Below are 12,797 nucleotides of genomic sequence, written 5' to 3' on the forward strand. Positions count from 1 at the left end.
GAAGGACCACTCATGGAGTCGGCAGAGATCCGCCGCCGCTGGCTGCGCTTCTTCGAGGAGCGCGGCCACACCGTCGTTCCCTCGGCGTCCCTGGTCGCCGACGACCCCACCCTGCTGCTGGTCAACGCCGGCATGGTGCCGTTCAAGCCGTACTTCCTGGGCGAGGTCAAGCCGCAGTTCTCGCGTGCCACCAGCGTGCAGAAGTGCGTGCGCACGCTGGACATCGAGGAGGTCGGCAAGACCACTCGGCACGGCTCCTTCTTCCAGATGTGCGGCAACTTCTCCTTCGGCGACTACTTCAAGGAAGGCGCCATCAAGTTCGCCTGGGAGCTGCTCACCAGCCCCGTGGCGGACGGCGGCTACGGCCTGGAGAAGGAGAAGCTCTGGATCACCGTCTACCAGGACGACGACGAGGCCGAGCTGATCTGGCGGGACGTCATCGGCGTGCCGTCGGAGCGCATCCAGCGCCTCGGCATGAAGGACAACTTCTGGTCGATGGGCGTGCCCGGCCCGTGCGGCCCGTGCTCCGAGATCAACTACGACCGCGGCCCGGCCTACGGCGAGGAGGGCGGCCCGGCGGTCAACGGCGAGCGCTACCTGGAGATCTGGAACCTGGTCTTCATGCAGTACGAGCGCGGCCACGGCGACGGCAAGGACGGCTTCGAGATCCTCGGCGACCTGCCGAGCAAGAACATCGACACCGGCCTCGGCCTGGAGCGCCTCGCCGCCATCCTGCAGGGCGTCGACAACCTCTTCGAGATCGACACCAGCCGGATGATCCTGGACCGGGCCGCCGAGCTGACCGGCCACACCTACGGCGACGACCACAAGGCGGACATCTCGCTGCGCGTGGTCACCGACCACATCCGCACCGCGCTGATGCTGGTCGGCGACGGCGTCACCCCCGGCAACGAGGGCCGCGGCTACGTGCTGCGCCGCATCCTGCGCCGCGCGATCCGCAACATGCGGCTGCTGGGCGCCACCGAGCCGGTGGCCAAGGAGCTCATCGACGTCGCCATCAAGGCGATGGCTCCGCAGTACCCGGAGCTGGAGGCCGAGCGCAAGCGCATCGAGACCGTCGTGGTCGCCGAGGAGGTCGCCTTCCTGCAGACCCTGCGCAGCGGCACCAACCTGCTGGACGCCGCGGTCACCGAGGCCAAGCAGGGCGGCCACGCCGCGCTCAGCGGCGAGCAGGCGTTCAAGCTGCACGACACCTACGGCTTCCCGATCGACCTGACCCTGGAGATGGCCGAGGAGCAGGGCCTGGCCGTCGACGAGGCCGGCTTCCGCCGCCTGATGCAGGAGCAGCGGGACCGCGCCAAGGCCGACGCCAAGGCCAAGAAGATGGGCCACGCCGACGTCGCCGCCTACCGCGAGGTGGCGGACCGGGCCGGCGCGTCCGTCTTCACCGGCTACGCCGCCACCGAGGGCGAGGCCACCGTGGTCGGCCTGCTGGTGAACGGCTCGCCGGCCCCGGCCGCGACCGAGGGCGACGAGGTCGAGCTGATCCTCGACCGCACCCCGTTCTACGCCGAGGGCGGTGGTCAGCTCGCCGACCACGGCCGGATCCGGCTGGACTCCGGCGCCGTCGTCGAGGTCCGCGACGTGCAGCAGCCGGTGCCGGGCGTGATCGTGCACTCCGGCGGGGTGCTCTTCGGCGAGGTGGTGCTCGGCGCCGCCGCGTACGCCACCATCGACGCCGACCGCCGCCGCGCCGTGTCGCGCGCCCACTCGGCCACCCACCTGACCCACCAGGCGCTGCGTGACGCGCTCGGCCCGACCGCCGCCCAGGCCGGCTCGGAGAACGCGCCCGGCCGCTTCCGCTTCGACTTCGGCTCGCCGTCCGCCGTGCCCGGCAGCGTGCTGACCGACGTCGAGCAGAAGATCAACGAGGTGCTGACCCGCGAACTCGACGTCACCGCCGAGGTGATGACGATGGACGAGGCGCGCAAGCAGGGCGCCATCGCGATGTTCGGCGAGAAGTACGGCGACCAGGTCCGGGTGGTCACCATCGGTGACTTCTCCAAGGAGCTCTGCGGTGGCACGCACGTCGGCAACACCGCCCAGCTGGGCCTGGTCAAGCTGCTCGGCGAGTCGTCGATCGGTTCCGGCGTGCGCCGGGTCGAGGCGCTGGTCGGCGTGGACGCCTACAAGTTCCTGGCTCGCGAGCACACCGTGGTCTCCCAGCTGACCGAGCTGGTCAAGGGCCGTCCGGAGGAGCTGCCGGAGAAGATCTCCGGGATGCTCGCCAAGCTCAAGGACGCCGAGAAGGAGATCGAGAAGTTCCGCGCCGAGAAGGTGCTGGCCGCCGCCGCGGGCCTGGCCGACGCGGCGGAGGACGTCCGGGGTGTGGCCCTGGTCGCCGCCCAGGTGGCCGACGGCACCGGTGCGGACGAGCTGCGCAAGCTGGTGCTCGACATCCGTGGCCGGCTGGGCTCGCGCCCGGCCGTGGTCGCCGCGTTCACCGTGGCGAACGACCGCCCGCTCACCGTCATCGCCACCAACGAGGACGCCCGGACCCGCGGCATCAAGGCCGGCGAGCTGGTCCGCACCGCGGCCAAGACGCTCGGCGGCGGCGGTGGCGGCAAGGACGACGTCGCCCAGGGCGGTGGCTCCAACCCGGCCGCCGTCGGCGAGGCGATCGCGGCCGTGCGGGCCCTGGTCGCGGAGCGCGCCAGCTGATGGAGGAGCAGGAGCGGGTCTTCCGGCGCGGGCGGCGGATCGCCGTCGACGTCGGTGACGCCCGGATCGGGGTCGCCAGCTGCGACCCGGACGGGCTGATCGCGACGCCGGTGGAGACGGTCCCCGCCGGGGGCCGCTCCCAGGCGCGCCTCCAGCAGATCGTCGAGGAGTACGACGCCCTGGAGGTGGTGGTCGGCCTGCCCCGCTCGCTGAGCGGCAAGGAGGGGCCGGCCGCCGCCAAGGTGCGCGGCTACGCGGGCCGGCTGGCGGCGCTGCTGGCGCCGGTGCCGGTGCGGCTGGTGGACGAGCGGATGACCACGGTCACCGCGGCCGCCGGCATGCGGGCCTCCGGGGTGAAGGCCAAGAAGGGCCGCTCGGCGATCGACCAGGCCGCCGCCGTGGTGATCCTGCAGGCCGCACTGGAGACCGAACGGGTGAGCGGTCGCCCGCCCGGTGAGAGTGTCGACCCGATCAGCTGATCATCGTGCCCTAAGGTGCTGGGTGAGGGGCCCGGCCGGACGCGTCCGGCCGGGCCCCTTTTCGCGCTTCACGGACAGTGAGTGGCAGCCCTGGGGATCGAGGAAGTTCACGTCCTTTCGATGGGCACACAATCCGTCCGCGCGACCCGACGGATGTCGATCACAACTGACACACGGCGCTCACATCGAATGATGGCCGCGCGCACGGAAATTCGGGTGACCAGTGCGGTACGGTAACGTCTCCCCTCAGGCGTTGCGCTAGCACGCCGGTTCGAGGTACTGCCGGGACGCCGTCCCGGACGGCCGGTCCGATCACCGATCAGAACCGTCCGTCTCCGTCGGCCTAAGGGAATCGATGACTGATCTGGGGCGGGGCTACGGCTCCCAGCCGTGGCACTCCGGGGATCCCGGTTACGGCGAGCAACCGCAGCAGCCGATCGCCCAGGACGGGGTGGCCTACCCGGGCCAGCAGGAGCAGCAGCAGCCGTACGGCCAGGGTGGCCAGTACCCCGTCCAGGGGGCCGACCCGTACGGGCAGCAGCAGGCCTATGTGCCGATGGATCCGTACGCGCACGCCCAGCAGCAACAGCAGTGGGCGCAGCAGCAGGGCGGCTACCAGCAGTACCAGCAGGTCCCCGGCTACCCCCAGCAGGCGGGCTACCCGCAGCAGACGGGGTATCCGGAGCAGGCGGGCTATCCCGAGCAGGCGGGTTATGCCGAGCAGGGCGGGATGCCGCACCAGGACGCCATGCCCCAGCAGGGCGGGATGCCGCACCGGGGTGCGATGCCCCAGCAGGGCGGGATGCCGCACCGGGGTGCGATGCCCCAGCAGGGTGGCATGCAGCAGGGCGGGCTGCCGCCGCAGGGTTCGTTCCCGCAGCAGCCGATGCCGCCCCAGCAGGGCGGCTACCCGCAGCAGCCGCACCCGCAGGGGATGCCCGGCCGGCAGACCATGCCCGGCCGGCAGCCCGGTCGGCCGGCCCAGCACCAGCAACTGCCTGACCAGCAGACCGCACCCGCGGGCCCGGGTCCGGACGGCATCGACTGGGAGGCCGAAGCCGCCGCCCTGGACAACCCGGCCGAGACCGACGACTACGCCGAAGACGAGTACGTCGACCAGTCCGCCGCGTACTCCGGCGGGGAGTACGCCGAGGACGAGTACGTCGACGGGGAGTTCGGGGAGCAGGACGGGGAGCGCTCGTCGTTCCTCGGCGAGCGGGACGACAGCGACGAGGACGCGGCCAAGCGCAAGGCGAAGGGCAAGAAGTCCGGCCGCCGCAACGGCGGTGCCTGCCTGCTGGTCGCCCTGGTGCTGCTCGGCGGTCTGGGCGGCGCCGGCTGGTGGGGTTACGGCTTCTACCAGAGCAACTTCGGCCCGCCGGCGGACTACGCGGGCGCCGGCACCGGAAACGTGCAGATCCAGATCCAGGACGGCGCCACCGCCTCCGACATGGCCCAGGTGCTGAAGAACGCGGGCGTGGTGAAGAGCGTCGGCGCGTTCACCGCGGCGTACAACCGGTCCGGCAAGATGCTGCAGCCCGGCTACTACATCATGAAGAGCCAGATGTCCGGCGACGCCGCCGTGGCGCAGATGGTCAGCGAGGCCGGCGGTGACTCCCTGATCATTCCGGAGGGCAAGACCGCCGCCGACACCTACAAGCTGATCGACAAGAAGCTGAAGCTCGCCGACGGCACCACCGCGGCCGCGACCAAGGCCAACCTGAACAACTTCGGCCTGCCGCAGTACGCCAACGGCAACATCGAGGGCTTCCTCTGGCCGACCCGCTACTCGGTCAGCCAGGGCATGAAGCCCGAGGACCTGCTGAAGCAGATGGTGACCAACGCGGTCAACGAGTACAACCAGCTGGGCCTGGACGCGGGCGCCCAGCAGGTCGGCCTGAAGAACGCCTACGAAGTGCTCACCGAGGCCAGCATCGTGCAGGCCGAGGGCAACAACACGGCCGACTTCGGCAAGATGGCCCGGGCCATGTACAACCGTCTGACCACCAGCGTCACCAACCACACCCTGGGGTTGGACACCACGCTGCAGTACTCGGTCGGCTCCAAGCAGCTCACCGACGCGCAGATCCGCGACGGCTCCAACAAGTACAACACCTACATCAACCCGGGCCTGCCGCCGACGCCGATCTCCAACCCCGGTGAGGACGCGCTCAAGGCGGTGCTCAACCCGCCGCAGGGCAACTGGGTGTACTGGATCGCGATGAGTTCGACCGACACCCGGTTCTCCGCCAACAAGGACGACTTCGCGAACAACGTGAAGCAGTACTGCGCCCAGAACAACATGGCCTTCGACGCGGTACACACCACCTGCAAGTCCAAGTAGCAAACGCCGGAACAGAAGTGGGCACACCGTGACCATCCGCCACCGCGCCGCCGTGCTCGGCTCGCCGATCGCGCACTCGCTCTCCCCGGTGCTGCACAACGCCGGCTACCGGGCGCTGGGGCTGGACGACTGGCGGTACGAGCGGTTCGAGGTGGACGAGGCGGGGCTGCCCGGGTTCGTGGCGGGGCTGGAGCCCGGGGGCTGGGCCGGGTTCTCGCTCACCATGCCGCTCAAGCGGGCGGTGATCCCGCTGCTGGACGAGGTGAGCGAGACCGCGCTGGTGGTGGACGCGGTGAACACCCTGGTGTTCGAGGCCGACGGGCGGCGCACCGGGGACAACACCGATGTGCCCGGACTGGTCGCGGCGCTGCGGGAGCGCGGCATCGAGAAGGTGGAGCGGGCCGCCGTGCTGGGCGCGGGCGCCACCGCCTCCTCGGCGCTGGCCGCGCTCGCCCAACTGACCGACGGCCCGCTGACCGTGTATCTGCGCTCGCCCGAACGGGCCCGGGAGATGCGGGAGTTGGGGGAGCGGATCGGGGTCGCGGTGGAGACCGCGGACTGGGCGGACGGCGCGGCGGCACTAGAGTCCCCGCTGACCGTGTCCACCACCCCGGTGGGCGCCACCGACGCCTTCGCCGAGCAGCTGACCGCCACCCCGGGCGCGCTCTTCGACGTGCTCTACCACCCGTGGCCGACCCCGCTGGCGGCGGCCTGCGCGGCCCGCGGCGGGACCGTGCTGGGCGGGCTCGACCTGCTGGTGCATCAGGCGGTGCTGCAGTTCGAGCGGTTCACCGGGGTGCCGGAGGGTCCGCTCGCGGCGATGCGGGCGGCCGGCGAGGCGGCGCTTGGGGAGCGCTGACGGCGCGGCGGTCAGTGCGTGGCGCGCGGCTCCCGGCCGCGCACCAAGGCCACCAGGCTGTGCGCGGAGACGATCGCCCAGACGCCCTCCAGCAGCAGGAACCCCCACTGCGAGGTGAGCGCGGCGAGAACGGCGAGGATCGCCGAGCCGCACAGGTTGAGCAGCAGATAGGGCTTGGAACGTGCGCTGATCCGGCCCCACTGGGCGAGCGCGAACGGGATCAGGATCAAGATCGACCCGAAGATCTGAACGGCCTGTTCCATACGGCATCCTCCTGACGGCTGCGTCGTCTTGTCAGTCCGGGTACGGCGCGTCTCGTCCGGTGGCCGCAGGTTGGCGGTCCACCTTCCATTTTGCCCGATGATTCGACGAACGCCAGGGGATTCGGCACGGACGCCCCGCTTTGATCACCGAATGAGCGCCGCGATCACGGAATGAACGCCGCGGTGTCCGTCACCTGGACAACGCGTCCGCCACCCGGACCTGCGCACTTCCGCGTTCGCGAACGTGAAAGGATCGGAGCCGGGGCTCGGAGCAGGAGCCCACAGGAGCCCGGCCGGGCGTAGGTCTCGGGCTCGGATCGCTGATGAAGGAGCACCCTTGGGTACGTTGCGCTGGCTGACGGCGGGAGAGTCGCACGGTCCCGCCCTGGTTGCCACCCTGGAGGGCCTGCCTGCCGGTGTGCCGGTGACCACCGCCGATGTGGCGGACGCGCTGGCTCGCCGCCGGCTCGGCTATGGTCGCGGCGCGCGGATGAAGTTCGAGCAGGACGAGGTGACCTTCCTCGGCGGCGTCCGGCACGGCCAGAGCCTGGGCAGCCCGGTCGCGATCATGGTCGGCAACACCGAGTGGCCCAAGTGGCAGCAGGTGATGGCCGCCGACCCGGTCGACCCCGAGGTGCTGGCCGGCCTGGCCCGCAACGAGGCGCTCACCCGCCCCCGCCCCGGCCACGCCGACCTGGCCGGCATGCAGAAGTACTCGCTCGACGAGGCCCGGCCGATCCTGGAGCGCGCCAGCGCTCGGGAGACGGCGGCCCGGGTGGCGCTCGGCACCGTCGCCCGCTCCTTCCTCAAGGAGGTCTGCGGCATCGAGATCGTCTCCCACGTGGTGGAGCTGGGCGCCGCCAAGGCCCCGGCCGGGGTGCTGCCGCTGCCCGCCGACGAGGCCCGGCTCGACGAGGACCCGGTGCGCTGCCTGGACGCCGACGCCTCCAAGCGGATGGTCGCCGAGATCGACCAGGCCCACAAGGACGGCGACACCCTCGGCGGTGTGGTCGAGGTGCTGGCGTACGGCGTGCCGGTGGGCCTCGGCTCGCACGTCCACTGGGACCGCCGACTGGACGCCAAGCTGGCGGCCGCGCTGATGGGCATTCAGGCGATCAAGGGCGTCGAGGTCGGCGACGGCTTCGAACTGGCCCGGATCCCCGGTTCCCAGGCGCACGACGAGATCATCCCGACCCCGGACGGCGTCAAGCGCGCCTCCGGCCGCTCGGGCGGCACCGAGGGCGGCCTGTCCACCGGTGAGCTGCTGCGGGTGCGCGCCGCGATGAAGCCGATCGCCACCGTGCCGCGCGCGCTGCGCACCGTCGATGTGCGCACCGGTGAGCCCGCCCAGGCGCACCACCAGCGCTCCGACGTCTGCGCGGTGCCGGCCGCCGGTATCGTCGCCGAGGCGATGGTGGCGCTGGTGCTGGCCGACGCGGTGCTGGAGAAGTTCGGCGGCGACCACGTCACCGAGACCCGCCGCAATGTGCGGGGCTACCTCGACAACCTGATCATCCGATGACCGGCGGTCCGGTTGTCGTCCTGGTCGGCCCGCCCGGCGCCGGGAAGAGCACGGTCGGCCGGCTGCTCGCCGACCACCTCGGCACGGGCTTCCGGGACACCGACGACGACATCGTCGCCACCGCGGGCAAGCCGATCGCCGACATCTTCGTCGACGACGGCGAGCCGCACTTCCGCGAGCTGGAAAAGGCCGCCGTCACCAGCGCCCTGACGGACCATCAGGGCGTGCTGGCGCTCGGCGGCGGGGCCGTGCTGGCCGAGCCCACCCGGGCCCTGCTCAAGGGCCGCCCGGTGGTGTACCTGGAGGTCGCGCTCGCCGACGCCGTGAAGCGGGTCGGCCTGGACGCGCCGCGCCCGCTGCTCGCGGTCAACCCGCGCCAGCAGTGGCGCGAACTGATGGAGCGCCGCCGACCGCTCTACCTGGAGGTCGCCGCCGCCGTGGTCACCACCGAAGGCCGTACCCCCGAGCAGGTCGCGGCAGCCGTGCTGGAATCCTTGGAGCTGAACTGAGCATGAGCGACACCGTCACCATCCACGTCGGCGGTTCGGCCGGCCACGACCCCTACGACGTGCTGATCGGCCATCAACTGCTGGGGGAGCTGCCCAGGTTGATCGGGCCGCAGGCCCGGCGGGTCGCAGTGATCTGCCCGGAGGCGCTGGCCGCCACCGGCGACGCGATCCGCGAGGACCTGGCCGCCGAGGGCTATGAGGCCATCACCCTCCAGGTGCCCAACGCCGAGGACGCCAAGAGCGCCGAAGTCGCCGCCTACTGCTGGTCGGTGCTCGGTCAGACCGGTTTCACCCGCAGCGACGTGATCGTCGGCCTGGGCGGTGGCGCCACCACCGACCTGGCCGGCTTCGTCGCCGCCACCTGGCTCCGCGGGGTGCGCTGGATCTCCATGCCCACCACGCTGCTCGGCATGGTGGACGCGGCCGTCGGCGGCAAGACCGGCATCAACATCGCCGAAGGCAAGAACATGGTCGGCGCGTTCCACCCGCCGGTGGGCGTGCTCGCCGACCTCGCCACCCTGGAGACCGTGCCCAAGCACGACTACGTCTCCGGCCTGGCCGAGGTCATCAAGTGCGGCTTCATCGCCGACCCGGTGATCCTCGACCTGGTCGAGTCCGACCCCGAGGCCGCCAAGACCCCTGCCGGGCCGCACACCGTGGAGCTGATCCGGCGAGCGGTCCAGGTCAAGGCCGACGTGGTCTCCGGCGACCTGAAGGAGGCCGGCCGGCGCGAGATCCTCAACTACGGCCACACCCTCGGCCACGCCATCGAGCGCAATGAGCGGTACAAGTGGCGGCACGGCGCCGCGATCTCGATCGGCATGGTGTTCGCCGCCGAACTCGGCCGCCTGGCCGGGCGGTTGGACGACGCGACCGCCGACCGCCACCGCACCGTGCTCGGCTCGGTCGGCCTGCCGCTCAGCTACCGGGCGGACGCCTGGCCGAAGTTGCTGGACGCCATGAAGGTCGACAAGAAGTCGCGCGGCGACCTGCTGCGCTTCATCGTGCTCGACGGCCTGGCCAAGACCTCGGTGCTGGAAGGGCCCGACCCGTCGCTGCTGGTCGCCGCCTACGCGGAGGTGTCGTCGTGACGCAGCCCTTCGGTCAGCGGGTGCTGGTCCTCAACGGCCCCAACCTCGGTCGGCTCGGCAGCCGCGAGCCCGACGTCTACGGGTCCACCTCCTACGCCGACCTGGTCGAGCGCTGCACCAAGCTGGGGCGCGAGCTCGGCTTCGAGGTGGAGGTCAAGGAGACCAACTCCGAGCAGCAGATGGTCGAATGGCTGCACTGGGCGGCCGACGAGAAGACCCCGGTGGTCCTCAACCCCGGTGCCTTCACGCACTACTCGTACGCGATGCGGGACGCCGCCGCGCAGCGGACCGCACCGCTGATCGAGGTGCACATCTCCAACCCGTACGCCCGCGAAGAGTTCCGGCACACCTCGGTGATCGCCGCGATCGCCTCCGGGACGATCGCCGGCTTCGGCATCGGCTCGTACGAGCTGGCGCTGCGGGCGCTGGCGGAGCAGCTGACGCAGCGTTGACGGGGGAGTCGGCGCAGCGTTGACGCCGAGGCGAGCTGCTCGGGCGGCGCGGCGGGGAGCGGTCGGTCGGCGTTGAGCTGGGCGGACGCGCGACCCTCCGGGCCGCCGAGGGCCGGTGACCGCCCGGAGGCGGACTGGGCTCGCCGCCGTGACGCCGTGTAGTCTCCCCAACGGGAGGTGCGTGTCGTGTCGCAGCAGTACGGCGGGGGAGTGCCCCCGCGCCCGGCGGGTCCGCCGCCGATGCCGCCGCGCCAGGATGCCGAACCCCAGCCGCCGGCCCCGAGCAACCCGCCGCAGCCGGCGCCCGCAGCCGCGGGTGACGAGGGGCCGCCTACGGTGCGCGACCTCCCGGTACTGCCCCTGGCGCCCGCCGGCGCGGCTGACGAGGGCCTGGCTCCCGTGCCTGCCGCCCCCGCGGTTCCCCCCGCCCCGCCCGTGGCCCCGACCGTGCCGCCGGTGGTCGGTGCACTGCCGTCGGACCCCAGGCAACTGACGGTGAGTCAGCCGCCGGTGCCGCCCCCGCCGAGCACTGCGCCGGCCACTCCCGCGAGCGCGCCCGAGAGCCCCGCCGCGGCGCCGCCGGCGGCCCGGGCGGCTGCTCCCGCTTCCGCCGTGCCCCAGGTTCCCGTTGCTGCTGCGGCCCCGGTGCCTGCTCCCGTTGCTGCTGCGGCCTCGGTGCCTGCTCCCGCTGTGCCCCAGCCACCGGCGGTTGCTCCCGCTTCCGCCGTGCCCCAGGCTCCCGTTGCTGCTCCGGCCCCGGCACCCGCCGCGCCCCAGGCTCCCGTTGCTGCGCCCGCCCCGGCCGCTGCCCCGGCACCCGCCCCCGCTGCGCCCCCCGCTGCGCTGGCCCGGGTCGCCGCCCCCGCGCCCGCCCGCGCCGCGGCCCCCGCAGCGGCGCTCGCCCCCGTGCCCGTCCGTGCCTTCGCGCCCGCCCACGCCGCCGCTCCTGCGCTCACCCCCGCCCGCCGCCCCACCGCGCCCAGCGTCGCGGTGCCACCGGGCAGCACCGGGCACTTCGTGATGCCCACCGGCGCCCCCGTGCAACTCCCGACGCACAGCCTGGCGCAGAGCGCGGGGCCACTCGCCGTGCTGCTGATCGGGCCGGCCGGCGCCGGCAAGACCACGGTGGCCCGGCACTGGGCCGAGCGCCGGGCCATGCCGACCGCGCACATCAGCCTGGACGACGTCCGTGAGTGGGTGCAGGCGGGCTTCGCCAACCCGCAGTCCGGCTGGAGCAGCGCCACCGAAGCCCAGTACCGGCTGGCCCGCCGCACCTGCGGCTTCGCCTGCCGCAACTACCTGGCCAACGGCATCTCGTGCATCATCGACGACGCGGTCTTCCCGGACCGGCCGGCGATCGGGCTCGGCGGCTGGAAGCGACACATCGGCCCCGGCATGATCCCGGTGGTGCTGCTGCCCAGCCTCGACACCGTGCTGGCCCGCAACGCCCGGCGCTCCGGCACCCGGCGGTTGAGCGACGAGCAGGTGGCGCTGATCCACGGCCGGATGGCGGGCTGGTTCAACTCCGGCCTGCCGATCATCGACAACTCCCAGCTGGACGTGACCGCCACGGCCGCCGCCCTGGACCGGGCGATCTCGGCCCGCCTGGCCGGCCAACCGGTTCGCTGACCGCCACACGTCGACCGAAAGAGCCCCGCCCGTCATGCCCGAAGGCCACATCCTGCACCGTCTCGCCGCCGAGAACCGGCGGTTGTTCGGCGGGCGCCCGGTCGACGTCTCCAGCCCGCAGGGGCGGTTCGCCGACGGCGCCAAGCTGCTCGACGGCCAGCCGTTGGAGCAGGCCGAGGCCGACGGCAAGCACCTCTTCCTCGGGTTCCCGGCCGGCTGGCTGCACATCCACCTGGGCCTGTACGGCGGCTTCACCTTCGGCGCGGCGCCGGCCCCGGAGCCGGTCGGCATGGTGCGGCTCCGGCTGGTGAACGACGACCACTACGCCGACCTGCGCGGCCCCACCACCTGCGAACTGCTCACCCCGGCCGAGAAGGACGCGGTGCACGCCCGGCTCGGCCCGGACCCGCTGCGCACCGACGCCGATCCGGAGCGGGCCTGGCAGCGGATCGCCCGCAGCCGCAGCACGATAGCCGCCCTGCTGATGGATCAGAAGATCCTCGCGGGCGTGGGCAACGTCTACCGCGCCGAGGTGCTGTTCCGGCACACCGTCAGTCCGTTCCGCGCGGGGCGCGACCTGACCCGCGCCGAGTGGGAGCTGATCTGGGGCGACTTGGTCGAGCTGATGCGGGAGGGCGCGGCGATCGGCCGGATCGACACCGTCCGCCCCGACCACACCCCCGAGGCGATGGGCCGCCCGCCCCGGGTCGACGACCACGGCGGCGAGGTCTACGTCTACCGCCGGGCCGGCCAGCCCTGCCTGGTCTGCGGCACCGAGGTGCGCACCGAGGCGCATGCGGCCCGCAACCTCTTCTGGTGCCCCAACTGCCAGCAGCGATAGCCAGACCCTGCCGGCAGCGATAACCAGAACCTGCCGGCAGCGCTAACCAGACCCTGCCGGCAGCGGTGAGCAGAACGACACAGCGCCCCGAGCCGTCCGGCCCGGGGCGCTGCTGTCACTCGGCGG

11 protein-coding genes and 1 riboswitch are annotated in these 12,797 nt (G+C 72.5%); of the genes, 10 read left to right on the plus strand and 1 reads right to left on the minus strand.

Annotation, left to right across the window (positions count from 1 at the left end; all coding sequences use genetic code 11):
• Positions 1 to 12 precede the first annotated feature (12 nt).
• The 4 genes from alaS to P3T35_RS09025 all read left to right on the plus strand — a co-directional run bounded on the left by alaS (position 13) and on the right by P3T35_RS09025 (position 6,364).
• Positions 13 to 2,682: an alanine--tRNA ligase gene (gene alaS / locus P3T35_RS09010; RefSeq protein WP_101383784.1), complete on the plus strand. Its 2,670-nt coding sequence runs from the start codon at positions 13 to 15 to the stop codon at positions 2,680 to 2,682.
• Complete coding sequence (gene ruvX / locus P3T35_RS09015; protein WP_101383785.1) at positions 2,682 to 3,161, plus strand: Holliday junction resolvase RuvX; 480 nt, start codon at positions 2,682 to 2,684, stop codon at positions 3,159 to 3,161. The genes alaS and ruvX overlap by 1 nt, the downstream gene beginning before the upstream one ends.
• Positions 3,162 to 3,516: 355 nt before the next feature.
• Entirely contained in the window at positions 3,517 to 5,505 is a 1,989-nt protein-coding gene (gene mltG, locus P3T35_RS09020) for an endolytic transglycosylase MltG (protein WP_101383786.1), read from the plus strand.
• 28 nt (positions 5,506 to 5,533) lie between these two features.
• On the plus strand, positions 5,534 to 6,364 hold the full coding sequence (locus P3T35_RS09025; RefSeq protein ID WP_101383787.1) for a shikimate dehydrogenase: 831 nt from the start codon (positions 5,534 to 5,536) through the stop codon (positions 6,362 to 6,364).
• 11 nt (positions 6,365 to 6,375) lie between these two features.
• On the opposite strand, the gene P3T35_RS09030 is transcribed toward P3T35_RS09025, so the two are convergent.
• Positions 6,376 to 6,627 carry a hypothetical protein gene (locus P3T35_RS09030; RefSeq protein WP_101383788.1) on the minus strand — a complete coding sequence of 84 codons (252 nt, stop codon included), beginning with the start codon at positions 6,625 to 6,627 and terminating at the stop codon, positions 6,376 to 6,378.
• 17 nt (positions 6,628 to 6,644) lie between these two features.
• A riboswitch (guanidine-III (ykkC-III) riboswitch) is annotated at positions 6,645 to 6,709 on the minus strand.
• A 255-nt stretch (positions 6,710 to 6,964) separates the two neighbouring features.
• On the opposite strand from P3T35_RS09030, the gene aroC reads away from it, so the two are divergent.
• From aroC to P3T35_RS09060, 6 genes are all read left to right on the plus strand, one after another.
• Positions 6,965 to 8,149: a chorismate synthase gene (gene aroC, locus P3T35_RS09035; RefSeq protein ID WP_101383789.1), complete on the plus strand. Its 1,185-nt coding sequence runs from the start codon at positions 6,965 to 6,967 to the stop codon at positions 8,147 to 8,149.
• Positions 8,146 to 8,658: a shikimate kinase gene (locus tag P3T35_RS09040; protein WP_101383790.1), complete on the plus strand. Its 513-nt coding sequence runs from the start codon at positions 8,146 to 8,148 to the stop codon at positions 8,656 to 8,658. Before aroC ends, P3T35_RS09040 begins: the two co-directional genes overlap by 4 nt.
• Before the next feature lie 2 nt (positions 8,659 to 8,660).
• A complete protein-coding gene (aroB, locus tag P3T35_RS09045; RefSeq protein WP_101383791.1) occupies positions 8,661 to 9,749 on the plus strand; it encodes a 3-dehydroquinate synthase in 1,089 nt (362 codons plus the stop codon).
• Positions 9,746 to 10,201 (plus strand): type II 3-dehydroquinate dehydratase, encoded by a 456-nt coding sequence (gene aroQ / locus P3T35_RS09050; RefSeq protein WP_101383792.1) that lies wholly within the window; start codon positions 9,746 to 9,748, stop codon positions 10,199 to 10,201. The genes aroB and aroQ overlap by 4 nt, the downstream gene beginning before the upstream one ends.
• 726 nt (positions 10,202 to 10,927) lie before the next feature.
• Positions 10,928 to 11,830, plus strand: coding sequence for an AAA family ATPase (locus P3T35_RS09055; protein ID WP_101383793.1), 903 nt, complete (start codon positions 10,928 to 10,930; stop codon positions 11,828 to 11,830).
• Positions 11,831 to 11,864: 34 nt separating this feature from the next.
• Positions 11,865 to 12,671 (plus strand): zinc finger domain-containing protein, encoded by an 807-nt coding sequence (locus P3T35_RS09060; RefSeq protein WP_101383794.1) that lies wholly within the window; start codon positions 11,865 to 11,867, stop codon positions 12,669 to 12,671.
• The last annotated feature ends 126 nt before the right edge of the window (positions 12,672 to 12,797 follow it).

It is taken from the genome of Kitasatospora sp. GP30, from assembly GCF_029892145.1.
Lineage (GTDB): Bacteria > Actinomycetota > Actinomycetes > Streptomycetales > Streptomycetaceae > Kitasatospora > Kitasatospora acidiphila.